The 22,703-nt window shown below is 67.0% G+C and carries 22 protein-coding genes; 5 read left to right on the top strand and 17 right to left on the bottom strand.

Annotated features, from left to right (window positions below; all coding sequences use genetic code 11):
- Positions 1-6: 6 nt before the first annotated feature.
- The 6 genes from I8N54_RS00815 to fdhF form a co-directional block, all read right to left on the bottom strand.
- Positions 7-276: a hypothetical protein gene (locus I8N54_RS00815; protein ID WP_140194394.1), complete on the bottom strand. Its 270-nt coding sequence runs from the start codon at positions 274-276 to the stop codon at positions 7-9.
- A 99-nt stretch (positions 277-375) separates the two neighbouring features.
- Entirely contained in the window at positions 376-903 is a 528-nt protein-coding gene (locus tag I8N54_RS00810) for a GFA family protein (RefSeq protein WP_140194395.1), read from the bottom strand.
- Entirely contained in the window at positions 900-1,538 is a 639-nt protein-coding gene (locus I8N54_RS00805; RefSeq protein WP_140194396.1) for a TetR/AcrR family transcriptional regulator, read from the bottom strand. The genes I8N54_RS00810 and I8N54_RS00805 overlap by 4 nt, the downstream gene beginning before the upstream one ends.
- Before the next feature lie 82 nt (positions 1,539-1,620).
- A complete protein-coding gene (locus I8N54_RS00800) occupies positions 1,621-2,823 on the bottom strand; it encodes a hydantoinase/carbamoylase family amidase (RefSeq protein WP_140194397.1) in 1,203 nt (400 codons plus the stop codon).
- Between the two features lie 153 nt (positions 2,824-2,976).
- Entirely contained in the window at positions 2,977-3,810 is an 834-nt protein-coding gene (locus I8N54_RS00795) for a DUF481 domain-containing protein (RefSeq protein ID WP_231592558.1), read from the bottom strand.
- A gap of 231 nt (positions 3,811-4,041) precedes the next feature.
- Positions 4,042-6,819 (bottom strand): formate dehydrogenase subunit alpha, encoded by a 2,778-nt coding sequence (gene fdhF, locus I8N54_RS00790; RefSeq protein WP_140194398.1) that lies wholly within the window; start codon positions 6,817-6,819, stop codon positions 4,042-4,044.
- Positions 6,820-6,963: 144 nt separating this feature from the next.
- On the opposite strand from fdhF, the gene I8N54_RS00785 reads away from it, so the two are divergent.
- Positions 6,964-7,608, top strand: coding sequence for a histidine phosphatase family protein (locus I8N54_RS00785; RefSeq protein ID WP_140194399.1), 645 nt, complete (start codon positions 6,964-6,966; stop codon positions 7,606-7,608).
- Between the two features lie 9 nt (positions 7,609-7,617).
- Positions 7,618-8,682 carry a saccharopine dehydrogenase gene (locus I8N54_RS00780; protein ID WP_140194400.1) on the top strand — a complete coding sequence of 355 codons (1,065 nt, stop codon included), beginning with the start codon at positions 7,618-7,620 and terminating at the stop codon, positions 8,680-8,682.
- Here the strand turns inward: I8N54_RS00780 and I8N54_RS00775 are convergent.
- From I8N54_RS00775 to I8N54_RS00765, 3 genes are all read right to left on the bottom strand, one after another.
- Positions 8,666-9,406 carry an SDR family NAD(P)-dependent oxidoreductase gene (locus I8N54_RS00775; protein WP_140194401.1) on the bottom strand — a complete coding sequence of 247 codons (741 nt, stop codon included), beginning with the start codon at positions 9,404-9,406 and terminating at the stop codon, positions 8,666-8,668. The two genes, I8N54_RS00780 and I8N54_RS00775, sit on opposite strands and share 17 nt — an antisense overlap.
- A 179-nt stretch (positions 9,407-9,585) precedes the next feature.
- Positions 9,586-10,380, bottom strand: a complete 795-nt coding sequence (locus I8N54_RS00770) for a DUF1365 domain-containing protein (RefSeq protein ID WP_197097555.1) — start codon at positions 10,378-10,380, stop codon at positions 9,586-9,588.
- Positions 10,346-11,644: an NAD(P)/FAD-dependent oxidoreductase gene (locus tag I8N54_RS00765; RefSeq protein ID WP_140194402.1), complete on the bottom strand. Its 1,299-nt coding sequence runs from the start codon at positions 11,642-11,644 to the stop codon at positions 10,346-10,348. The genes I8N54_RS00770 and I8N54_RS00765 overlap by 35 nt, the downstream gene beginning before the upstream one ends.
- Positions 11,645-11,862: 218 nt before the next feature.
- On the opposite strand from I8N54_RS00765, the gene I8N54_RS00760 reads away from it, so the two are divergent.
- The 3 genes from I8N54_RS00760 to I8N54_RS00750 are packed head-to-tail and all read left to right on the top strand — an operon-like array spanning position 11,863 to position 13,740.
- Positions 11,863-12,519, top strand: a complete 657-nt coding sequence (locus I8N54_RS00760; RefSeq protein ID WP_140194403.1) for a sigma-70 family RNA polymerase sigma factor — start codon at positions 11,863-11,865, stop codon at positions 12,517-12,519.
- On the top strand, positions 12,516-13,163 hold the full coding sequence (locus I8N54_RS00755) for a ChrR family anti-sigma-E factor (protein ID WP_140194404.1): 648 nt from the start codon (positions 12,516-12,518) through the stop codon (positions 13,161-13,163). Before I8N54_RS00760 ends, I8N54_RS00755 begins: the two co-directional genes overlap by 4 nt.
- Before the next feature lie 40 nt (positions 13,164-13,203).
- Positions 13,204-13,740: a hypothetical protein gene (locus I8N54_RS00750; protein WP_198571742.1), complete on the top strand. Its 537-nt coding sequence runs from the start codon at positions 13,204-13,206 to the stop codon at positions 13,738-13,740.
- On the opposite strand, the gene I8N54_RS00745 is transcribed toward I8N54_RS00750, so the two are convergent.
- The 8 genes from I8N54_RS00745 to purH form a co-directional block, all read right to left on the bottom strand.
- Positions 13,734-14,114: a hypothetical protein gene (locus I8N54_RS00745; protein WP_140194406.1), complete on the bottom strand. Its 381-nt coding sequence runs from the start codon at positions 14,112-14,114 to the stop codon at positions 13,734-13,736. The genes I8N54_RS00750 and I8N54_RS00745 overlap by 7 nt on opposite strands.
- 10 nt (positions 14,115-14,124) lie before the next feature.
- Positions 14,125-15,300, bottom strand: a complete 1,176-nt coding sequence (locus I8N54_RS00740; protein ID WP_140194407.1) for a DNA recombination protein RmuC — start codon at positions 15,298-15,300, stop codon at positions 14,125-14,127.
- Positions 15,297-17,141, bottom strand: coding sequence for a DNA mismatch repair endonuclease MutL (gene mutL, locus I8N54_RS00735; protein ID WP_140194408.1), 1,845 nt, complete (start codon positions 17,139-17,141; stop codon positions 15,297-15,299). The genes I8N54_RS00740 and mutL overlap by 4 nt, the downstream gene beginning before the upstream one ends.
- A 42-nt stretch (positions 17,142-17,183) precedes the next feature.
- Positions 17,184-18,521: a M16 family metallopeptidase gene (locus I8N54_RS00730; RefSeq protein ID WP_197097557.1), complete on the bottom strand. Its 1,338-nt coding sequence runs from the start codon at positions 18,519-18,521 to the stop codon at positions 17,184-17,186.
- Complete coding sequence (locus I8N54_RS00725; protein ID WP_140194409.1) at positions 18,518-19,945, bottom strand: M16 family metallopeptidase; 1,428 nt, start codon at positions 19,943-19,945, stop codon at positions 18,518-18,520. The genes I8N54_RS00730 and I8N54_RS00725 overlap by 4 nt, the downstream gene beginning before the upstream one ends.
- Before the next feature lie 97 nt (positions 19,946-20,042).
- Positions 20,043-20,552, bottom strand: coding sequence for a DUF3035 domain-containing protein (locus I8N54_RS00720; RefSeq protein ID WP_140194410.1), 510 nt, complete (start codon positions 20,550-20,552; stop codon positions 20,043-20,045).
- Positions 20,553-20,612: 60 nt separating this feature from the next.
- Positions 20,613-21,104: a signal peptidase II gene (gene lspA, locus I8N54_RS00715; RefSeq protein WP_140195686.1), complete on the bottom strand. Its 492-nt coding sequence runs from the start codon at positions 21,102-21,104 to the stop codon at positions 20,613-20,615.
- Positions 21,105-21,116: 12 nt separating this feature from the next.
- On the bottom strand, positions 21,117-22,703 hold the full coding sequence (gene purH / locus I8N54_RS00710) for a bifunctional phosphoribosylaminoimidazolecarboxamide formyltransferase/IMP cyclohydrolase (RefSeq protein WP_140194411.1): 1,587 nt from the start codon (positions 22,701-22,703) through the stop codon (positions 21,117-21,119).

Here is a 22,703-nt window from a genome sequence, read left to right as displayed (position 1 = left end):
GTCGTTTCAGCCCTCGTTGATCGTGTATTCCTCGCGGATCGCGTTCCGGATCTGTTGCAGCCGGTGACAGACGAAGCCGATCACCCAGAAACCGAACGCCGTCGCGATCAGTGCCACGCCCGGCCCGTAACTGTAGAGCTGGCTCAGCAACGCGCCGGTCGCCGTGATGTCCTCCGCCGCGCCGGCCTCCCCCGCCCCCGCAAGCCAGAGCAGGTAGCCGCCCCCGGCAGCGGACAGGATCGCGAACAGGTAGGACAGCAGGGAAATGACGGGCATGAGGGCTCCAGCAACCGGATCATCAAGACAGAACAGGGAAACGGGGCCTGTTTCCCTGTTCCGATCATAGCCACGATCCGGCCCGCGCCGATAGCCGCCTCAGCGACCGATCGGTTGAACCTCCGGCATCTTCGGATTGCGGAAACCCATCGCGGCCCAGGCGCTCAGCAGCCGCCACATGAAGCCCGCGCTCTGCCGCTTCGCGTTCGGGATGTCGTCGGGCAGCACCGATGCGTCCGGCAGGTCCGACACCATCGTGCGAAGCTCCGGCGCGGGCCGCGCCTCCTCGGGCCAGAGCGCCGAGTAGACGCTCATCCAATGGCCGGCCGCGAATTCGAGGAACAGCGGTGTGCCGCAGCAGCCGGCAACCACCCGGCGGGTCTTCGCATCGGGCGACAGCCGATGCTCTCGCATGCGCTCCTGCCCCGCAACAAAGCTGATCCGGTCCTTTCGGACCAGCACGTAGGAGGTCGCGCCGTAGCGGTCGAGCATCTCCGGCGCACCATGGTTCGCAGTCAGCTCCTCCGCCGACCTGCGGCACGAGGTGCAGCAGCAGTCGGCAGCCAGAATGGGCGGGCCGCTCACCTCGAGCCGGACAGTGCCGCAGTTGCAGGACAGGCTGGTCATCGCGGGGTCTCCTCCCTCTGGGGCATATCGAAGATCAGTCGGAAATATCTCTCGAGATGGTCGAGCGACTCCCGTGCGAGCGCCGGGTCGTTCGCCGCCTTGGTCAGGACGAACGCCCCCTGGATCACGCATTGCGTGTGCCGCGCGAGGCTCGCCGCCGAAAGGTCCCCGGCACCCCGCGCCGCCAGGGCCGCGCCGAAGTCGGCCTCCAGCGTTGCCGCATGGCCGAAGATGCTCGCCCCACAAGCGTCGCGGATGTCCGGGGACATGGCATGCACTTCCTGCGCCATGGTGCCGACGAGGCAGGTGAACCCCTCGATCGGGCCTTCGATGAGCGACCGTCGAAACGCGACATAGGCCAGCACCCGCTCCGCCGGATCGTCCGGCGTGTGGTAGGGCGCGGCCTCGAAGAACTGGCTAGTCGTCTCCGCCCAGAAGTCCGCCGCAGCGACACCCAGCGCTTCCTTGCTGTCGAAATGGTGGAAGAAGGAGCCCTTGGTGACCTCCGCCTCGCGGCAGATGTCGTCGACCGTGGTGGCGCAATAGCCTTTGCGCCGGATCACGTCCCGCGCCGCTTCCAGCAGGCGGGTCCGTGCGGCGCCGCGTTCGGGCGATCTGAGCGTCTTGCGTGGCATGACACGTACATACCAGTCGGTCGGTATCACGCAAGCACCGCGAGACGGCGGGCGGCGCGATGGCGTAGCCGATCGTCGCCGGTCAGCCGATGAGCCGGGACGCCGCCCGCGCCAGCACCCGCAATCCCGCCGCAAGGTCGGCCTCGTCGGTATCCTCGGCATAATCGTGGCTGATGCCGCCGATCGACGGCACGAACAGCATCGCAACGGGCAAGTGCTTCGCGACGTTCGTCGAATCGTGCAGCGCGCCCGACGGGATCACCCGCCAATCACCGGGCACGACCTCTTCTGCCGCGCCCTCCAGCGCATCGCGCAGACCCCGGTCCATGTCGACCGGATCAAGCCCCAACATCGGCCCGAATTCGAACGACAAACCGCGCGCGGTGGCGACCTCTTCCACCGTGGTCCGGATGATCTGCTCCATCTCCGCCAGCCGTGCTGTTTCGCTGTCGCGCCACTGGATCGAGACGGTCGCCTTGCCCGGCACGATCGACGCGGCGTTCGGGTGCAGCGTCACGCGCCCGACCGTCCAGACCGTCTGCGCCGTGACCACGCCATCGAACCGCTCGACCAGCTTGGCATTGATCTCCGCCAGTCCCTGGAACGCATCCCGGCGCAACCGCATCGGCGTGGTGCCCGCATGGTTCTGCTGCCCGGCGAGCGATACCCGCATGTCCCGGATTCCGACGATATGGCTGACGACGGCGACCGTACCGCCCTCGGTGTCGAGCACCGGTCCCTGCTCGATGTGCATCTCCAGGAACCCGGTGAATTGGTCCGGCGACAGGAAGTCCCCGGCAAGGTGCGCCATCCGGGCCCGCGAGTCGGCCAGCGTCTCGCCATTGCCGTCGGTCAGCTTGTCCGCCTCCTCCAGCGACAGGTGGCCCGCCCAGACCGAGCTGCCCGTGGTCACGCCGAACATCCCCTCCTCGTCCTGGAAGGACACGCAGGACAGGTTGGTGATCCCCGCCTCCCGTGCGGCGCGGACGACCTCCAGCCCGGCGATGACGCCCAGCGCCCCGTCGAGCCACCCGCCCTCCGGCTGGCTGTCGGAATGCGACCCGAGCAGCAGCCCCGGCCCGTCGCCGAGCCCGAACAGGTTGCCCATCGGGTCGAAGTGCGGCGTCAGCCCCGCCTCGCGCATCCGCCCGGCCAGCCACTCGCGCGCCTCGATGTCGGGACGGCCGTAGGCGGGCCGCGACACGCCTTTCAGCACGCCAGCGGTCCCGAAGGTCCTAAGATGGCGAAGATCGGCGAGGAAACGGTCGACGTCGGGTTCGATCATGTCAGGGCACCTCCGGCCCCCTGACTATCAGCCGCGCCCCTGTGAACAAAGCCTCACGGCCGTCTTGCCCCTAGTGCGCCCGGCGCCTGCACAAAAAAAGAAGGCGAGGGCCATAAGCCCCCGCCTTCGATCCCGGGAATGCAAATATCGGGATCAGTCGAACGAGTAGACCAGCGACACACCGTAGGTGTTATCGGTGTCTTCCAGACCCGGCAGCGGGTCGGAGTGGTACTCGGTCTGAAGGCTCGTACGCAGCGCCAGCGTGTTCGTCATCGCGACGTTGAGGCCGAGGTCGTTGTAGACGACCGTGTCGGACTCGGAAGTGATGACGTCCGTGTCGTTCGTGATGGCGACGACGTCGGAGATCTGGTTCATGTAGTTCGACGAAACGGAGAAGGCCGCTTCTTCGAAGTCCGTGCTGGCAACGTCCGAAAGTTCGGCGAAGCGGTAGCCGGGACCGGCAGCGACGGACCACTGGGTCGTGGCCGTGTCGATCACGCGGTAGCCCGCACCGAAGCCGGCGAACGTGTCGGTCTCGAAGCTGGAGAACTCGTCGATCGAGCCCTGAAGCTTGGCGTAGCCGTAGAAGCGCGGCGAGAAGTCACGCGTGTACTCGAGATCGTACAGCAGGCTCTCTTCGGTCCGCGTGCCTTCGGATTCACCGTAGCTGTAGGACAGCTGCGTCTCGAAGCCGTTCGTGCCGTCGTAGAAGCCGTAGTTGGCGCCGATGCCGATGTCGGTCTTGTCGGTGTTGCCGTTCGAGGTGGCAGCGCGCAGCGACATGGAGCCGGTGAAGCCGAGCGGACGGCCTTCGTTGCCGAACGGCTCGACGTCCCGCTCGAAGTCGTCTTCGATCTGCTCGTTCAGCGCTTCGTTACGGTCTTCGACGGCGTTCGCGCCGGTGAAAACAGTGTCTTGGGCCATCGCACCGCCCGCGACAATCGCGAGAGCGGAGGCGGACAGCACGATGTTGGTCATCTTCCGCATCTTTGTATCCTTTTTCGTTCCTTGGCGGTGCAGTGCCGCCGGACTGACGAAATAGGAACATGCGGCGGAATAAGCAGTTCCTGCGGGCGCTGCAGTTGCACTACGGGGGTGCAGCAATGACACACCGCAGCACCAGAACCCCTTTTTTACAGGGCTTTGAGGCTGAAAAACGTTTCCATCACGCAACCTCTTGTCTTTGTGATGGAACCGGACGCTGCGTCAACTGCAACGCTACTCGGCCGCGACGCTGTTTCCGACCGCTTCGACCTTCACGGCAGAGAACTTGAACTCGGGAATCTTGCCATACGGGTCGATCGCGGGGTTCGTCAGCAGGTTTGCCGCTGCTTCGACATAGGCGAACGGCAGGAACACCATGTCAGGCGACACAGCCCGATCTTCCCGCGCCATGATCTCGATCGAACCGCGCCGCGTGCTCAGACGCACCATGTCCCCCGGCGCAACGCCCAGCTTGCGCAGGGTCGACGGGTGCAGGGAACAGTTCGCTTCAGGCTCCACTGCGTCCAGCACACGGGATCGCCGGGTCATCGACCCGGTGTGCCAATGCTCCAGCTGCCGCCCCGTTGTAAGCACCATCGGATACTCGGTGTCCGGGACTTCGTCCGGTGGAATGACACTGGCCGGCGTGAACTTCGCCCGTCCGCCCTCGCGCGGGAAGCCATCGCCGAAAACGATCGGCTGTCCGGGATCGTCCGGCGACAGCGACGGGTAGGTGACCGCCCCACGCTCCAGCCGGTCCCAGGTGATATTGTCGAGCGAGCGCATCCCGCGCGCCATCTCCTCGTAGATTTCGGACGGGTGTCCGTAGTCCCACGGCAGTCCGATACGCTTCGCGAGATCGACTGTGATCCGCCAGTCCTCACGGGCTTCGCCGGGCGGCGCGACGGCGGGCCGACCCATCTGGACCTGCCGGTTGGTGTTGGTGACGGTCCCAGTCTTCTCGGCGAAGGCCGAGGCGGGCAGGATCACGTCGGCATAGTTCGCCGTCTCGGTCAGGAAGATGTCCTGCACGATGAGGTGGTCGAGCTTCGCGAGCGCGTCGCGCGCATGGTCGACATCCGGGTCCGACATCGCCGGGTTCTCGCCGAGGACATACATCCCCGCGATCTGCCCGTCGTGCACGGCATCCATGATCTCGGTGACCGTCAGCCCCTTCTCGGCGGAGAAGTCGCCCGAGTGCCAGATCTCCGAGAAGGCGGAGCGGACGCCGTCGTCCGTCACCGACTGGTAGTCCGGCAGGAACATCGGGATCAGCCCGGCGTCAGACGCGCCCTGCACGTTGTTCTGCCCGCGCAGCGGGTGCAGACCCGTGCCCTCACGCCCGACATGCCCGCACATCAGCGCCAGCGAGATCAGGCAGCGCGAGTTGTCGGTGCCGTGGATGTGCTGGCTGATCCCCATGCCCCAGAAGATCATCCCCTTCTCCGCCCCGGCGAAGGTCCGGGCCACGTCGCGGATCGTATCCGCGTCGATCCCGGTCAGGCTCTCCATGTCCTCGGGGCGGAACCCGGCGAGGTGCGCCTTCTCCGCCTCCCAGTTCTCGGTGTAGCCGTCGATATATTGCTGATCGTAAAGCCCCTCTTCCGCGATCACGTGCATGATCGAGTTCAGCAGCGCCACGTCGGCCCCCGGCCGGAACTGCAGCATGTGCGACGAGAAGCGCCGCAGCCCGACGCCGCGCGGATCCATGACGATGAGCTTGCCGCCGCGCTTGGTGAACTGCTTGAAGTAGGTCGCCGCGACGGGATGGTTCTCCACCGGGTTGGCCCCGATGACGATGGCGACGTCCGCCTTCTCGATCTGGTTGAACGTCGCTGTCACGGCGGCGGAGCCGACATTCTCCATCAGCGCCGCGACCGAAGAGGCGTGGCAAAGCCGCGTGCAATGGTCGACGTTGTTGTGCCCGAAGCCCTGCCGGATCAGCTTCTGGAAGAGATAGGCCTCTTCATTCGTGCATTTGGCAGAGCCGAACCCGGCCACCGCCTTGCCGCCACGCTCCGCCTTCAGCGACGACAGCCCGGCAGCAGCGAACTCCAGCGCCTCGTCCCACGTCGCCTCGCGGAAGTGGGTCCAGGGGTTTGCCGGATCGACGTTCAGCCCCTTCGCGGGCGCATCCTCGCGCCGGATCATCGGCCGGGTCAGGCGGTGCGGGTGGTGGATGTAATCGAAGCCGAAGCGCCCCTTCACGCAGAGCCGCCCTTCGTTGGCGGGGCCGTCGATGCCGTCGACATAGACGATCCGGTCGTCCTTCACCTTCAGCGACACCTGGCAGCCGACGCCGCAGAACGGGCAGACGCTGTCGACCTCGCGATCATAGTCGGCGCTGTCACCGATCTGGCGCTCGTCCAGCACGCTCGACGGCATCAGTGCGCCGGTCGGACAGGCCTGCACGCACTCGCCGCAGGCCACGCAGGTCGATGCGCCCATCGGGTCGTCCATGTCGAACACCGGGAAGGCCTCGTGCCCCCGGCCCGCCATGCCGATCACGTCGTTGACCTGCACCTCGCGGCAGGCGCGGACGCAAAGCCCGCACTGGATGCAGGCATCGAGGTTCACACGCATCGCGACGTGGCTGTCGTCGAGAAGCGGCACGTGGTCGGCATCCATCGACGGGAAACGGCTCTGTTCCACGCCCTGCGCTTCGGCCATCTCCCACATGTGCGAGGACCGGTCGTGCGCCGCGTCCCGCTCTGGCTGGTCGGCCATCAGCAATTCCATCACCAGCTTGCGAGCCTGCACCTCACGCGGCTCTCCGGTGGTGACCTTCATGTCGGCGGACGGCTCGCGGATGCAGGACGCGACGAGGTTCCGTTCCCCGTCGATCGCGACCATGCAGGCGCGGCAGTTGCCGTCCGAGCGATAGCCCGGCGCATCCTTGTGGCAGAGGTGCGGAATGGTCGTGCCTTCCCGCTTCGCGACCTGCCAGATGGTCTCCCCCGGCGCGGCCTCGACCTCGCGGCCGTCGAGGGTGAATCGGATACTGTCGGTCATGGAATTTCCTCCGCTCGTCGGGACACTAGCGCGGTTGCGAGCCTCCGACAAAGCCCGCGCGCGACCGCCGCTCCCGCAAAAGCGTCCCCGGTTGCGGCGGGCGCGACGCCGCACTAAGCCGACCCCGACAGACAGGAGGTCGACATGGGCAGCATCATCCTCGTCCGGCACGGACAGGCCAATTCCTCCGCCACCGATGAAGCGGGGTACGACCGGCTCTCCGACCTGGGCCGCCAGCAGGCGATGTGGCTCGGCGAGTGGATGCGCGAGCAGGACATGACCTTCGACCGCGTCCTCAGCGGCACGCTCTTGCGCCACCGCGCCACGGCCGAGGCGATGGGCTTCCCCGACGCGGAGGCCGACGCCCGCCTGAACGAGATGGATTACCTGAACCTCAGCCGCGCGCTGCAGGAGACGCTCGGCGTGCCCGCACCCGGGCCTGACGAGTTCGCCGCCCACATCCCGCAGGTGCTCGAGGCGTGGAACGCGGCTGCCATCATGGGCAACGAGACCTTCGAGAGCTTCGAGGCCCGCGTCACCTCAGTCATCATGGAAGCGGCGGAGCCAGGCGTGAACGTCCTTTGCGTCACGTCCGGCGGCGTGATCGGCATGGCGATCCGCCACCTGCTCGGCCTCGACCTCGCCCGGACGGCGCAGATGTTGCTGCCGATCTGGAACAGCTCGATCCACCGGATGCATGTCCGCCCCGAGGCGACGATCCTGGCCGGCTTCAACGCGATCCCGCATCTCGAACGCGCCGATCGCGTCGACGCCCGCACCCATTACTGAGGTCCGCACATGACCCATATCTGGCTCCGGGCCGAGGCCCGCGCGACCGAACGCCGGACACCGCTCCTCCCCGACGGGGCGGCTCAGTTGATCCGCGACGGCGCGCGCATCACGGTCGAGCGCAGCACGACCCGCGTGATCTCCGATGCCGCCTATTCGGACGCGGGCTGCGATCTCGCGGATACCGGAAGCTGGCCAGACGCGCCGCGTGACGCCATCATCCTCGGCCTGAAGGAACTGCCCGACAGCGATGCACCCCTGACGCACCGCCACATCTTCTTTGCCCACGCCTACAAGGGTCAGCCGGGGGCGATTCCCGTGCTCACCCGCTTCGCGGACGGCGGCGGCACGCTTCTGGACCTCGAATATCTGGTCGATGGGACTGGCCGTCGCGTCGCGGCCTTCGGCTATTGGGCGGGGTATGTCGGGGCTGCGGTCAGCCTGCTGGTCTACGCAGCGCAGAAGCGCGGCACTTCACTCGACGCGCTCAACCCGTGGGCGGACTCCGCCACCATGCGCGAGGACGTCGCCGGGGCGCTCGGCAGCGACATGCCCGCCGCCCTCATCATCGGCGCGAAGGGCCGCGTCGGTATGGGCGCTGCGGACCTGTTCGGGGCCCTGAACATCAGCCCGACCCGCTGGGACATGGAAGAGACCCGCTCCGGCGGCCCCTTCCCCGAGGTCGCCCGTCACGAGATACTGGTGAACGCCGTGCTCGCAATGCCGGGCGTCCCGGTCTTCGCGGGGCCGGACATCCTCGCCACCGACCGCGCTCTGCGGGTGATCGGCGACGTCGCCTGCGACCCGGGCACACCCTACAACCCGATCCCGCTCTACGGTGACGTGACAAGCTGGGACGCCCCGGCGCTCCGCGTGCACGGGGAGCCGCCGCTCGACATCATGGCGATCGACAACCTGCCCTCGCTCCTGCCCCGCGAAGCGTCGGAGGAGTTCGCCACGGCCCTGCTGCCCCACCTCGCCGCGCTCGGCACGGACGATGGCGGGGTCTGGGCCCGCGCGGAAGAGACCTTCCGCGCACACCTGTCGGAAAACGGACTTACGACTTCCGGCTGAAGAGCGGGAAATAGAGCCAGTCGGGCAGAAGCTGGCCGAGGCGGATCGCCGTGCCGAAGGCGAACGGGAAGCTCTTCTTGAACTCGTCAGAGTTCATGTGCTCGAAATATTCCCGCGCTGCGTCGTCCGGCTCCATGAGTTGCGGCATCTTGAAATCGTTCTTGTCGGTGAGCCGGGTCTTCACGAAGCCCGGGTTGACGACCTGAACCTCGACGTTGCTGCCCTTGAGGTCGATATACATCCCCTCGGCCAGCGTCATGATGGCGGACTTCGACGATCCGTAGCCGATGCTGCCCGGCATCCCCCGGAACCCGGCGAGCGAGCCGGTCAGCACGATATGCCCCTTGTCCTTCGCGATCATGTCCGGAAGCACCGCACCCACCGTGCGGACCGCGCCGACGACGTTCGTCTCGATCATCTGGACGACCTTCTCGGTGTCCCATTCGGTCGCGCTCATCGGGTCGTAGGTCCCGGCAAGGTAGACGAGGCCGTCGATCTCGCCGACGTCGGCAGCGGCTTTCTTCACGCTTTCGGGGTCGTTCACGTCGATCGTGACGGCACGGGCGCGTCCAGGAAGCTCGGCGACGAGGGAGTCGAGCCGGTCCGAGCTGCGCGCCGAGACCACGAGCCCGCACCCGACGCGGCTCAGCGTCATTGCCAGTGCCCGGCCCAGTCCTTCACTCGCCCCGACGATCCAGTACGTCTTCCCCTGCCAATCTCTCACGTTCGACCTCCTTCAGATGCAGTCGGGAACCAATGTAGGGCGCCAGCCGCAGCTCTCTATTGCAAATTTCATTCATCCGCCGCGGTTACGCGTCGCAGCGGCCATCCATTTCAGAATGTCGCCCGTCAGTGTCGGTTCCATGACCGCCCCGGGTCCAGTCCGGATTTCCGCCAGCCGGCCTATCGGCTGACATCCTGTGCCGGGGGCTCGGGTCTTGGGCGGTAGGGCGCACGTTTCCACCACAGGCGAAGCGCCTGCCAGTGGATGAGCGCCAGCACCCGCCGCGATCCGAAGGGCCGGCGCAGGCAGGCGCCGAGAATGGTGCGGTTGGTCATCGGCACCCGCGCGCCGGTCAGCGTCGCCACGACTCCGCCGTCGCCGGTGCGGTAGTCGATCACGATGTCGATCTCGCCCGGATCGATCCGGAAGCGGAAGGTATATTCGCCTTCGACCGGCTGGAACGGAGAGACGTGGAAGATCTTGGTCGCCCGCACCCGGTCGGTCGGTCCGATGACGCCGCGGTCCTCGCGGTGGCAGAGGTAGGAATGGCGGTCGCCGAAGGTGTTCGTCACCTCCGCGATCACCGTGCGCAAAGCGCCCGCCTCGTCCCGGCAGAGCCAGAAGCTCACCGGGTTGAACAGGTGTCCGAGAACGCGCGGCTGCGCGAGAAGCTCGATCCTCACCGGCGCCTCGAGCCCGTGATCAGAGAGCGTGCGCCGCACCCATTCGGGCCCGGAGCCCTCGCCCGGCGGCCCGCCGAAGTCGCGGTCCCTCAGCGAAAACAGGTTGCGCCCATTGCGCGAGAACAGCGCCGGTGTGCGCAGCGGCTTCTCCGCATCGCAGAGCACGTAGTCGATCCCGTAGCGGAACGCATTGCGCGTCCCGCCTCTCCGGCCATGAAAGGTCGAACCACGGATATGATCGACGCGGGCGCTCACGTCACTCGGCAGCGACGCCAGCCACGGCGCGCTCATTGATCCGCTCGGCCACGTCGAGGCCGGAGGCGAGGCCGTCCTCGTGGAAGCCGTGGCCCATCCACGCGCCGCAATACCACGTGTGGTGGCAGCCGTTGGCGAGCCTCATCTGCGACTGCGCAGCGACGGCGGCATTGTCGAAGACCGGGTGGCGCAGCGTGACCTGGTCCCAGATCAGGCTCTCGTCGATCGGCCGGTTGGGGTTCAGCGTGACGAAGACGTTCTCGCCCTTCAGCCAGCGCTGAAGCGAGTTCATCCAGTAGGTCAACTCGATCCGGTCGGGACGGCGGTTTTCCTCTTCGGTGTAGACCCAGCTGGCCCAGGCGCGCTTGCGGCGGGGCATCAGGCTTTCGTCGCCGTGCAGGACGATGTCGTTGGGCTGGTAGCGCACGGCGCCGAGCGTGTGCTGCTCGAACGCCGTCGGGTCCTCGAGCATCGACAGGGAATCGTCGGAGTGGGTGGCGAAGACGACCTCGTCAAAGGCTTCCCACTCGCTGCCCTGCCCGCGCACCTCGACGCCGATCGGGTTGCGGCGGACCCCTGCGACCGGCGTGCCGGTCCGGATCTCGACGCCGCGATCCTCCAGCACCCGCGCGAGGCGCGAGACATATTGGGCCGATCCGCCCTCGACCGTGTACCAGTCGTGCTGGCCAGCGGATTGCAGCAGGTTATGGTTGTCGAAGAACTGGACCAACGTCCGCGCGGGAAAGGCGAGGATACCCTCCTTCTCCGTCGACCAGATCGCGCCCGAGATCGGCAGCAGGTAGCGGTCCCGGAACCAGTCGCCGAGCTCCAGCTTCTGCAACAGCCCCTCGATGGTCAGTCCCTCGTCCTGCGCGGCTTCCAGCGCCTCGCGGTTGAAGCGCAGCAGGTCGCGCAGCATCTTCAGATAACGCGGGCTGAACAGGTTCTTCGGCTGCGCGAAGAGCGAGCCGAGCCCGTCGAGCCCGAATTCGAATGCGCCCCGGTCGAAGCTCGCGCCGAAGCTCATGTTCGACAGCCGCACCGGCACGCCGATCTCGTCGAACAGCTTCGTGAGGTTGGGATAGTTCACGTAATTGAAAACGATGAAGCCGGTATCGACCAGCAGGTCGCCGCCCCGCCCCGCCGTGCGCGTCCGCGCATGCCCGCCGAGCCGGGGCTCCGCCTCGAACAGCACGACCCTGTGAGTCCCTGACAGGGCATAGGCCGCGCCGAGGCCGGAAATGCCGGCACCGATGACGGCAATGCTGCGAGGCGCGTTTGCGCCGGTTTCGAATGGCATGAGCAAGTTCCCGATGTTTGTCTGTAGTCTGTTACGCACCGGCGCGGCAGGCGGATTAATCGGGGGATGTCCCGACACGTGTCCCCTGCCCTGCGCCCGTCTGTTTCTGGGCAGTCGTCGGAGACACGGACTCCGCCGGCAAATAGTCTCAGAATTCGAGACCCTCGAAATTCGCACCCCGATGTGATCCGGTCAGGGGACGGGCGCGTAGACCTGTCATGTTGACCTCTGCCGTCGCCGGATCCAAACCTTGGGATGACCCCGCACGCGCCCTCCGCGGCGTGCGACTGATGCCTGTTGGCAAGGAGTATCCCGGCCACGTGACCGAGATCAAAGAGACCGACCTGCGCCAGTCCTGGGCGAAGGAAGTCGCCGCGATACGCGACCACCAGGATGAAACCGCCTTCACGGCGCTCTTCGCGCATTTCGCGCCGCGCGTGAAGGCCTACCTCGTCCGATCGGGCTCTGCGCCCGACATGGCGGAGGAAATCACGCAGGACGTCATGACCACGCTCTGGCGCAAGGCGGCCCAGTTCGATCCGACGAAGGCCAGCGTCAGCACATGGGTCTACACCATCGCCCGCAACCGTCGGATCGACACGATCCGCCGCCAGCGGCGCCCCGAACCCGAAGACCTCCCCTGGGGGCCCGAGAACGAACCGGACCAGGACGACGCGCTCGCACTTCAGCAGGACAGTGACCGGCTGGGCGACGCGATGCGGCAGCTTCCGGCGAAACAACGGGAGCTTGTCGAACGTGCATACTTCGGAGACCTGAGCCATTCCGAGATCGCGGCCGAGACCGGCCTCCCTCTCGGGACGATAAAATCCCGCATCCGCCTCGCGCTGGAGCGGCTGAGACACCAGATGAAATGACGATGTACGAGATTAACCATCATCTGACCGACGAGCTCCTTATGAGCTACTCTGCCGGCACGTTGCCGGAAGCGTTTTCCATCGCCGTGGCCGCGCACCTGTCGATGTGCGACGAATGCCGCGCGCAGGCGGCGACGTTTGACGCCATCGGCGGCGCGATCCTCGAAGAGGGCCGTGCCGAGATGTCCGCCGATGCGCTGGCGAAGGCGCTCGGCCGGATCCGGGGCAGCAAGCCCGAAGCGCGTCGCGCCCCGCCGGTCAAGTCCGACCTGCCCGCGCCGGTGCGCGACTACGTCGGCGGCGACCTCGCGTCGATCCGATGGAAGCCCGTGGGCGGCGGCGTGAAGCAGGCGCTGCTGCATGACGACGGAGTCGCGACCGCGCGCCTGCTGTGCATTCCCGGCGGCGCGTCGGTTCCGGATCACGGCCACGCCGGCACCGAGCTGACGCTCGTCCTGAAGGGCGCGTTCGCGGACGAGTATGACCGCTTCGGCCCCGGCGACATCGAAGTCGCGGACGAGGACGTGGATCACCAGCCCGTGGCCGAGCCCGGTGCCGACTGCATCTGCCTGGCCGCCACCGACGCGCGGCTCCGGTTCCACGGCTGGATTCCGCGCCTCGCCGGGCGGATCATGCGCATCTGATCCGGTTGCGTTCGTGTCCCACGGACGCGACAAGGGCGCCATGTCCGACCCCCTCGACCACTTCGAAAAAGGCGCCGATTGCATGCGCTGCGCGGCACTGTGCTGCGTGGCGCTTCATTTCGAGAAGTCCGCCGCCTTCGCCATCGACAAGCCGGCGGGTGTGCCCTGCCCGAACCTCGCCGACAACAACCTCTGCTCGATCCACGACAAGCTGATCCCGAGCGGCTTCCGGGGGTGTGTGCGCTACGACTGCGGCGGCGCCGGACAATACGTTGTCGAGAAGATGTTCGACGGACGGAGCTGGCAGGACGATCCGTCGCTGCTGATGCCGATGATGGAGGCCTTCGCCGACATCGTCCGCATCCATGAGCTCGCCGGGATGCTGCGCGAGGCCGAGAAACTCCCCCTGCCCCCGCGGGTGGAGGCGGAACGTCAGCGCCACGCCAAGGCGCTGCTTCCCGAGGGCGAAGTCTGGGAAAAGGAAGCCGCGTGGGAGTTCCTGTGGAGCCCCGAACACGGCGAGATCCGCGAATTCCTCCGCAGCCTAGCGCCTTACGCGGGCAGCCTGCGTCAGTAGGCCGGCGCCCACGCGATCGGCAGCTGCTGGCCGTGCCGCGTCATGAAGCCGTCCCCGCCCGGCGATAGGTAGAAGGTGCTGCCGTAGTAGGCCCCGCTGACATGGGTGAAATCGCGGCTTCTGCTGACCGTGCCGGCATGGCCATGAAGCGATCCGGCGCAGATCGCCGTCCCATTCCGGCAGGGCACCAGCTTGTAGGTCGTCGGATGGCGACGGTCCGGCGCGATGACGGAAATCGCCCCCTCCGCGAAGGGCATCCCCTGGTAGTTCTGTTCGACCGACGCACGGATGCTGTCGACCTCAAGCTCCTGCGGCTCGGCGCAGGCGGTCAGGCCGATGGCGGCGAGGGTGAGGAGGGCAATACGGTTCAACATGGCGTCTTTCCTATCCTTTCGGCGCGGCGATCGGCACCACGCGGGACTCTTCGCTGTCCGGAGCAAGCTCTTCGAAATCGAAATTGTCCAGTCGCCGGGCACGGCGTCCGGCCTTGTCGGCGCTGATCTTGATCTCTGACAGGTCCTTGGACGCCTGTCCGAAATGCCGGTCGAGGTTCTCGACCCGCGTGCCGAGCCGATCGACATCCTGAAACAGCAGGCCCAGTTCCTTGCGGATCGCACCGGCCTGCTCTTTCATCCGGGCGTCCTTCAGGATCGCGCGCATCGTGTTCAGCGTCGCCATGCAGGTGGTCGGCGAGACGATCCAGACCCGCTTCTCGAAACCCTCGCGCACGATCTCGGGGAAGTTCGCGTGGAGTTCGGCATAGACCGCCTCGGACGGCAGGAACATCAATGCGCCGTCCGCCGTCTCGCCCTCGATGATGTATTTCTCCGAGATCGCCTTGATGTGGCTGCGTACCGCCGTCTTCATCTGGCGCACGGCCTCTTTCAGTTCGTGCTCCGTCTCCGCCCGGCGGAGCGCCTCGTAGGCTTCCAGGGGGAACTTGCTGTCCACGACGATCGGCCCGGGAGGGTTCGGCAGGTGGATCAGGCAGTCCGCCCGCTTCCCGTTCGAGAGGGTCGCCTGCAGCTTGTAGCTGTCCGAAGGCAGCGCCTTGCCGACGATGTCGGTAAGCTGGATCTCCCCGAACGCGCCGCGGGTCTGCTTGTTGCTGAGGATGTCCTGCAACGACAGCACGTCGCCCGACAGCTTTGTGATGTTGGCCTGCGCCTTGTCGATCACCGCCAGCCGCTGTTGCAGCTCTCCCAGCGATTGCGCCGTGTTCCGCGACGTGGAACCGAGCGCCGTGTTCATCGCCTCGGTGACGTTGGCCAGCCGCTGCTCCATCAGTTGCAGTGTGCGGGCCTGTTGCTGTGCCTGCGCCTCGGAGACGGAGTTCAGGCCGCCAAACAGCTGGTGCTGCCCGTCCGACAACCCCTGCACCCGGTTGCTCATCGCGCCCATCTGCTGCGCGAGAGACTCCGCCACGATTGCCGAATGTCCGGCCCGCCGGACAGAGGTGATGAGCAGCGCGAACAGCAGGATCAGCAAAAGCGCCCCGCCGGCAAGGCCGAGGATCAGCGGATCGCTGAAGGCGTAGGTCTGGTCACCGATCTGGATCATGATCTTCCGAACAGCCGTTCGATATCGGACAGCTTGAGTTCCACGTAAGTCGGGCGCCCGTGGTTGCATTGCCCGGAATGGGGCGTCGCTTCCATCTCGCGCAGGAGGGCGTTCATCTCGTCGCCGCGCATCTGTCGCCCGGACCGGACGGAGCCGTGGCAGGCGACGCGGCTCAGGATCGCGTCGATCCGCGAGCGCAGCGCGGTGCTGTCGCCGAGGTCGGACAGCTCGTCGAGGATGTCGGTCACCAGTGCGACAGCGTCCACCTGTCCGAGAAGCGCCGGGGTTTCGCGCACCGCCACCGCGCCGCCACCGAACGCCTCGATCACGAGGCCGAGGCTGGCGAGGCCCTCCGCGTGGTCGAGCAGCAGCCGCGCCTCGGTGTCGGACAGCTCGACGATCTCGGGGATCAGCAGGGCCTGGCTGGCGACGCCGTTCTCGGACATCTGTCGCTTGAGCTTCTCGTAGACCAGTCGCTCATGGGCGGCGTGCTGGTCGACGATGACAATGCCCGTCTCGGTCTGGGCGATGACGTAGTTCTTGTGGACCTGTGCCCGCGCCGCGCCAAGCGGCAGCGCCTCCTGCGGGGTATCCTGCTCCGCCACCGGCTCGACCCGAGCGGAGGCAACCGGCATCTCCGCGAAGCCCGGAGTCGTCGTCACGGGCTGCGGCGGCGTCCAGGGCCGCGCAACGGGGCGGTCCATCTGGTAGACACGGGGCGCATCGTTCTCGACCACGGACGCCGCTTCGGGCCGGAACGCGCCGAGCGTCTCGCCCGCGACGGTCGAGGACGCCCGATGGCCCGCGTCGGCCAGCGCGTGCCGCAGGCCGGAGACTATGAGCCCCCGCACCGAGGCCGGATCGCGGAAGCGAACCTGGCTCTTGGCGGGATGGACGTTCACGTCCACGAGCTTCGGCTCGCAGTCGATGAACAGCACCGCCGCCGGGTGCCGGTCGCGGGACAGGAAATCCATATAGGCCGCGCGGAGCGCGCCGATCAGCAGCCTGTCCGTTACCGGACGGCCGTTCACGAAGAGGAACTGCTGCACCGCCGAGCCGCGCGAGTAGGTCGGCAAAGCCGCAAAGCCGGTCAGGTGGTGGCTCTCCCGCTCCGCGTCGAGCGGGATCGCGTTCTCTGCGAAGGCCCGGCCGAGCACCTGCGCGGTCCGGCCGTGGAGCGCGTCGAACAGGTCGCCGCTCTGCGCGTCGGCGCGGAACAGCTCGCGCGGCTGGTCGCCGGAGACATCGGTCAGCGTGAAGCCGATGAAGGGCTCCGCCAGCGCCTGCCGCTTCACGGTCTCGGCGATGGCCTGCGCCTCGGCCCGATCGCTGCGCAGAAACTTCAGGCGTGCGGGCGTGGCGTGGAACAGGTCGCGCAGCTCAACCCGCGTGCCGCGGGACAGGGCAGCGGGCTTCACCGGCTCCATCCGGCCGCCGTTGACCTCGATCACGGAGCCGACGTCGCCGGCGCGGCTGGTGATCGTCAGCCGACCGACCGCGCCGAGCGAGGGCAGCGCCTCGCCCCGGAAGCCGTAGGTGTGGATGTTCAGCAGGTCGCTGCCGTCGATCTTCGAGGTCGCGTGGCGGCAGAGCGCGAGTGGCAGATCTTCCGCCGTCATGCCGCAGCCGTCGTCGGACACCCGGATCAGCCGTTTGCCGCCGTCGGCATAGGCGATGTCGATCCGCGTCGCGCCGGCGTCGATGGCGTTCTCGACCAGCTCCTTGATCGCGGACGAGGGACGCTCGACCACCTCACCCGCCGCGATACGGTTGACCGCAGCTTCATCCAGCTGGCGGATGATTGGACGAGTTTCGCTTATCTTGGGGTCGAGCATGGCCATGCCACCAGAGATAGCATGGCCACGTCCGATTCTGCGAGCGGCTTATTGGGTCTGTTCGCCCTCGACCGTCGCGTCGTCCTCCAGCCCCTCGGGCTGGCCGACAACGACGAAGTGCAGCGCATCCGGGGTCAGAAGTTCGGAGGCCACGCGGTTGATGTCCTCGAGCGTGACGGCATTCATCCGGTCGTTACGGGTTTCGATATAGTCGATCGGCAGGTCGGTGAACTGCATGCCCACGAGGATGTCGGCGATGCGCCCGTTGCCGTCGAACCGCAGCGGGTAGGCGCCGGTGACGTAGGTCTTCGCGGTTTCCAGTTCTTCCTCCGTCACGCCCTCTTCGGCGAGCCGCGCCCATTCGGATTGCGCTACGTCAATCGCCTCGGCGACCTTGTCGTTGGCGGAATTGAAGTAGCCGAGGAACAGGTCCGCGTGGTCGTAATTCACGAGGAAGCTGGAGATCCCGTAGGTCAGCCCGCGCTTTTCGCGGACCTCTTCCATCAGGCGGCTCTGCCGGCCGGACCCGCCAAGGATTTCGTTCAGCAGGTAGGCGGCGAAATAGTCGGGGTCATCGCGCTCCATCCCCTGCTGGCCGAAATAGACAACGGATTGCGGCGATGGATAGTCGATCACCTCGATCCCCGGCTCGATGTCGGGATCCACGGCGGTGGGCATCTCGCCCCCCGTCTCGGGGAGGCCCTCGAACAGGTCGTCGAGCATCGGGCCGAGTTCTTCCGGCGTGATGTCCCCGACGACCCCGACGTAGATGCGGTCGCGGGCGAGAATGTCCGCGTGCGACTGGATCAGGTCATCGCGGGTCAGCGCCTGAACGCTTTCGGCGGTGCCGTTGTAGTCGGAGCCGTAGGGATGATCGCCGAAGGCATCCTCGTCGAAGCGGGTGGCGGCGATGTCGGTCGGATCGCGCTCGGACGAACGGATGTTGGCGAGCACCTGTTCACGCACCCGTTCGATCGCGCTTTCGTCGAAGCGGGGATCGGTGAGCGCGCCATTCAGCAGCTCCACCGCTTCGTCGCGGTTCTCAGTCAGGAACTTTGCCGAGACGCGCATCGCGTCGTCGAACGCGCCGAAGCTGAACTCGGCGGCGAGAGACTGGCGCGCGGTCTGGAACTCCTGCGCGTCCATGTCGCCGGAGCCTTCCTCGATCAGCGCAGTCATCAGGTTGGCCGCGCCGCGCTTGCCGGGTGCGTCGAGCGAGGCCCCGCCCCGGAACAGCACTTCGACCGCGACGAAGGGGATCTCATGGCTTTCGACCAGCCATGCCTCGATCCCTTCGGGCGAGGTGACCGACTGCACGTCGATCTGGGCGGAGGCCGAGCCGGCCCACAGGACGGCGACGGCGGCGAACAGATGGCGCATCATCATTGCTGGACTTCCTCTGCCTGCTCGGCCTCTTCGGCCTGTTCCATGGCGGCGGCGGTGGCCGCTCCGGCGGCGGTGCCCTCGGCCTCTTCCGGGTCGGGATCGCTGCCGTCGGTGATGTAGGCGGTGACGGAGCCCTCGGGCCGCAGCACTTCGCGCGCGGCGGCGAGGACGTCGTCCGCCGTCACCTCCTGCAGGATCTGCGGCCAGGCCTGCACGTCCTCGACGGTCAGGCTGGTAGTGAGCGCGCTGCCGTACATGTTGGCGAGCGACTGGACATTGTCGCGGCGGTAGATCTCCCCCGCCTTGAGCTGCGTGCGCAGACGCTCCATGTCGTCCTCGTCCGGGCCGGTCTCGAGGAACTCGGCGATCACCTCGTCGACGGCGGCTTCCCCCGCTTCCAGCGTGACGCCGGGCGAGGGCAGCAGCGAGACGGTGAAGGTCGTGTCGTCGAGCGACAGCGCGTCGTAGCCCGCGCCGGTGTAGACCGCGATCTGCTCATCGAACTGCAGCGCCTTGCCGAGCTCGGAAGTGAAGGGCGAACCGCCAAGAAGCTCGGCGAGGTAGACGAGCGCCGCCGCCGTCTCCTGATCGCCGGGGTCGCGTTCGGGGGCGAGGTAGCTGCGGACCATGTAGGGCTGCGAAACGCGCTCATCGTCGAAGTAGACCCGGCGCGGCGTGGTCTGCGGCGGTTCCTGGCTGCGAATGCGTTCGGGCAGCTCGGGTTCGCTCGGGATCGGGCCGTAATAGGTTTCGGCCAGTTCCAGCACGTTCTCGGGGTCGACGTCTCCGGCGACGATCAGGATCGCGTCGTTTGGCGAATAGTAGAGATCGTAGAAGGACAGCGCATCCTCGAGCGACAGCGTCTCCATCTCGTGACGCCAGCCGATGATCGGCACACCGTAGCGGTGGTTCAGGTATTGCGAGGCGCGGATCTGCTCGAACGCGAGCGCGCCGGGGTTGCTGTCGGTGCGCTGGTTGCGCTCCTCCAGAATGACCTCGCGCTCGGTCTCGATATCCTCCGGCGTGAGGCGGAGGTTGTTCATCCGGTCCGATTCCATCGACATCATCAGCTCGAGCCGGTCTGACGCGACCCGCTGGTAATAGGCCGTGGCATCGTAGTTGGTGAAGGCATTGTCTGAGCCGCCGTTGGCGGCGACGGTCGCCGACAGTTCGCCGGACTCGAGGTTGTCCGTCGCCTTGAACAGCAGGTGTTCGAGGAAGTGCGCGACACCGGACTGGCCGACGGGTTCGTCCGCGGAGCCGGCCTTGTACCAGACCATGTGATTGACGACCGGGGCGCGGTGATCCTCGATCACGACGACCTCCAGCCCGTTGTCGAGCGTGTAGGTCGTCACGTTGTCCGTCTGCGCGGCGGCCGGAAGCGGCAGCGACAGGAGCGGTAGGGCGAGCATCAGTCGGCGCATGGCTTATCCGTGGTTCGTGTCAGATGACGTGAAGCTACGCCTGTGCGCCGGGCGCGCAAGCCGGTCCACGGCGATGTGAGCGCGCGTCAGCGACCCGTCACCGGGCCTGCGGCGGCGCGGTCGGGGTCGGCACGCCGCTCTGACGGAAGCGCCCGAGTTCGGCGTAGGCGTCGAGGCTCTGACCGCTGTAGGCGCGGTAGTAGGGGTCGCCGCCGAACAGCCCGCTGGTGATGCCCGAACGCATCCGGCGGAAGCGCGCATCCTCGCTGGCGAGCGTGGTGCGGATCGACGGATCGACGCCGTTGCCCTGCGCCGCGGCGACGAGGGCCGCGTCGGACGACGGAACGCCGCCGGCATAAGCCGCCGCCGGGTTCCCGCCAAGCGCGACGATCCCCTCGGCAATCGGGTTACGGTCGGTGCGGTTCGTGCCGCCGGGCGTCGGTTGCGGCAGCACCGCGAGCGGCGGGATCTCGAGCGGGTTCGTCGGCAGGACCGAGAACTCGTCCGGGCCGCCGCCAGTTGACTCGAGGTCGTGCAGCGTCGGATCGCCGAGGCCGCAGCCGCCGAGCAGCGTGGTCACGCAGAGGATCGCGAAAGTGGCGCGCATGTGTCTCCAGACCGGTACTTCACCGTTGCGGTCGACGAATATCCGAAGCGACCGGGCAGGTCACGCGTTCTTTCTCCGCCGTTCCGCGGGCTTGTGGTCGCTCTTGCCCGTGAAGAAGGCGAGGCCGATCGCCCCGATGAAGATGGCGATGTCGGCGATGTTGAAGGCGTAGGGATTCTCGATCCCGCAGCAGGTCATGTTGATGAAATCCGCCACGGCGCTGTAGAGCACCCGGTCCACGACGTTGCCGATCGCGCCGCCGACCAGCAGCCCGGCGGAGAAGCGCGCCATCCGGCTGCCGCCGTCCCGATGGATCCACCAGAGCACGGCGAGCGAGATCACGATCGCCAGTCCGACCAGCACCCACCGCGCGTCGAAGCCGGAGAACAGGCCGAAGTTCACGCCCCGGTTCCACGCCATGCGGAAAGTCAGGAAGGGCGGCCAGATGTCGATCCTCATCTCGCTGACGAGATCCATCCAGTGGACGACGATGTATTTCGTCGCCTGGTCCACGATAAAGACCCAGAAGGCCGTCCAGTAAGTGAGTTTCATCATCTCGTCAGTTCAGTGCCGGAAGTGTCGCATGCCGGTCAGGACCATGGCCAGTCCCCGTTCGTCCGCCGCCGCGATGACCTCGTCGTCACGCATCGAGCCGCCCGGCTGGATGATCGCCGTCGCGCCCGCTTCGGCCGCGGTGATGAGGCCGTCCGCGAACGGGAAGAAGGCGTCCGACGCCACGACCGATCCCTGCGTGAGCGGCGCGGACAGGTCGAGCGCCTCGGCCATGTCCTCGCTCTTGCGGGCGGCGATCCGGGTGCTGTCGACACGGCTCATCTGGCCGGCGCCGACACCGACGGTCGCGCCGTCCTTCACGTAGACGATGGCGTTCGACTTCACGTGCTTGGCGACGGTCCATGCGAACAGCAGGTCTTTCATCTCCTGCTCGCTCGGGGCGCGCTTGGTCACGACCTTCAGATCACTCTCGGCGATATGGCCGTTGTCCTTGTCCTGGACGAGGAAGCCGCCCGACACCTGTTTCACGGCCAGCCCCGGCTCCGCCGCGTTTGCGAGGCCCGGCGCCAGCAGAAGGCGCAGGTTCTTCTTCTTGGCGAAGATGTCCTTCGCGTCCTGGTGGATCGACGGCGCGATGACGACCTCGGTGAAGATCTCGGTGATCGCCTCGGCGGTCTCGGCATCCAGCGGCCCGTTCAGCGCGATGATCCCGCCGAAGGCCGAGGTCCGGTCGCAGTCGAAGGCGCGGGAATAGGCCTCTTTCATCGTGGCGCCGGTGGCGACGCCGCAGGGGTTGGCGTGCTTCACGATCACGCAGGACGGGCCACGGTCGGCGAACTCGCTCACGAGCTCGAACGCGGCATCGGTGTCGTTGATGTTGTTGTAGGACAGCTCCTTGCCCTGCAACTGCGTGGCGGAGGCGATGCCGGCCCGGCCCGATCCGTCGCTGTAGAACGCCGCGGCCTGATGCGGGTTCTCGCCATAGCGCAGCGGCTGTGCCAGCGTGCCGGCGAAGGTGCGGCGGCGGGGCGTCGCCTCACCGATCGCGCTGGCCATCCAGGTCGACACGGCGGTGTCGTAGGCCGCGGTGCGCGCATAGGCCGTCAGCGCCATCTTCTGGCGGAAGGCGTAGGTCGTCTGGCCGTCGTTCGCCGACAACTCGTCCAGCAGGGCACCGTAATCCTCGGTATCGGTGATGACCGTCACGTGACCGTGGTTCTTGGACGCCGCCCGGATCATCGCCGGGCCGCCGATGTCGATATTCTCGATCGCGGTGTCGTAGTCGGCACCGCCGGCGACCGTCTCCTCGAACGGGTAGAGGTTCACGACCAGGAGGTCGATCGGCACGATCCCGTGCTCTTCCATCGCAGAGACGTGGCCCGAGTCGTCCCGCAGCGCCAGCAGGCCGCCGTGAACTTTGGGGTGCAGCGTCTTCACGCGACCGTCCATCATCTCGGGAAAGCCGGTGAGGTCGGAGACATCGCGCACCGACAGACCTTCGTCCCGCAGCAGCTTGGCGGAGCCGCCGGTCGACAGAAGCTCGACGCCGCGATCCGCGAGTGCGCGGGCAAGCTCGACGAGGCCGGTCTTGTCCGAGACGGACAGAAGGGCGCGGCTGAGGGGGGCGAGGTCGGTCAT

The sequence above is a fragment of the Pelagovum pacificum genome (assembly GCF_016134045.1).
In the GTDB taxonomy this organism is placed as follows: domain Bacteria; phylum Pseudomonadota; class Alphaproteobacteria; order Rhodobacterales; family Rhodobacteraceae; genus Oceanicola; species Oceanicola pacificus_A.
The sequence above is the reverse complement of the archived record's forward strand: the minus strand, read 5'-3'. Positions and strand labels throughout refer to the sequence as shown.

Bases quoted from the DNA above. Each gene is read 5' to 3' on its own strand.
- I8N54_RS00815 (WP_140194394.1), bottom strand. From the start codon at position 276: ATGCCCGTCATTTCCCTGCTGTCCTACCTGTTCGCGATCCTGTCCGCT.
- I8N54_RS00810 (WP_140194395.1), bottom strand. From the start codon at position 903: ATGACCAGCCTGTCCTGCAACTGCGGCACTGTCCGGCTCGAGGTGAGC.
- I8N54_RS00805 (WP_140194396.1), bottom strand. From the start codon at position 1,538: ATGCCACGCAAGACGCTCAGATCGCCCGAACGCGGCGCCGCACGGACC.
- I8N54_RS00800 (WP_140194397.1), bottom strand. From the start codon at position 2,823: ATGATCGAACCCGACGTCGACCGTTTCCTCGCCGATCTTCGCCATCTT.
- I8N54_RS00795 (WP_231592558.1), bottom strand. From the start codon at position 3,810: ATGCGGAAGATGACCAACATCGTGCTGTCCGCCTCCGCTCTCGCGATT.
- fdhF (WP_140194398.1), bottom strand. From the start codon at position 6,819: ATGACCGACAGTATCCGATTCACCCTCGACGGCCGCGAGGTCGAGGCC.
- I8N54_RS00785 (WP_140194399.1), top strand. From the start codon at position 6,964: ATGGGCAGCATCATCCTCGTCCGGCACGGACAGGCCAATTCCTCCGCC.
- I8N54_RS00780 (WP_140194400.1), top strand. From the start codon at position 7,618: ATGACCCATATCTGGCTCCGGGCCGAGGCCCGCGCGACCGAACGCCGG.
- I8N54_RS00770 (WP_197097555.1), bottom strand. From the start codon at position 10,380: ATGAGCGCGCCGTGGCTGGCGTCGCTGCCGAGTGACGTGAGCGCCCGC.
- I8N54_RS00765 (WP_140194402.1), bottom strand. From the start codon at position 11,644: ATGCCATTCGAAACCGGCGCAAACGCGCCTCGCAGCATTGCCGTCATC.
- I8N54_RS00760 (WP_140194403.1), top strand. From the start codon at position 11,863: ATGTTGACCTCTGCCGTCGCCGGATCCAAACCTTGGGATGACCCCGCA.
- I8N54_RS00755 (WP_140194404.1), top strand. From the start codon at position 12,516: ATGACGATGTACGAGATTAACCATCATCTGACCGACGAGCTCCTTATG.
- I8N54_RS00750 (WP_198571742.1), top strand. From the start codon at position 13,204: ATGTCCGACCCCCTCGACCACTTCGAAAAAGGCGCCGATTGCATGCGC.
- I8N54_RS00745 (WP_140194406.1), bottom strand. From the start codon at position 14,114: ATGTTGAACCGTATTGCCCTCCTCACCCTCGCCGCCATCGGCCTGACC.
- I8N54_RS00740 (WP_140194407.1), bottom strand. From the start codon at position 15,300: ATGATCCAGATCGGTGACCAGACCTACGCCTTCAGCGATCCGCTGATC.
- mutL (WP_140194408.1), bottom strand. From the start codon at position 17,141: ATGGCCATGCTCGACCCCAAGATAAGCGAAACTCGTCCAATCATCCGC.
- I8N54_RS00730 (WP_197097557.1), bottom strand. From the start codon at position 18,521: ATGATGATGCGCCATCTGTTCGCCGCCGTCGCCGTCCTGTGGGCCGGC.
- I8N54_RS00725 (WP_140194409.1), bottom strand. From the start codon at position 19,945: ATGCGCCGACTGATGCTCGCCCTACCGCTCCTGTCGCTGCCGCTTCCG.
- I8N54_RS00720 (WP_140194410.1), bottom strand. From the start codon at position 20,552: ATGCGCGCCACTTTCGCGATCCTCTGCGTGACCACGCTGCTCGGCGGC.
- lspA (WP_140195686.1), bottom strand. From the start codon at position 21,104: ATGAAACTCACTTACTGGACGGCCTTCTGGGTCTTTATCGTGGACCAG.
- purH (WP_140194411.1), bottom strand. From the start codon at position 22,703: ATGACCGACCTCGCCCCCCTCAGCCGCGCCCTTCTGTCCGTCTCGGAC.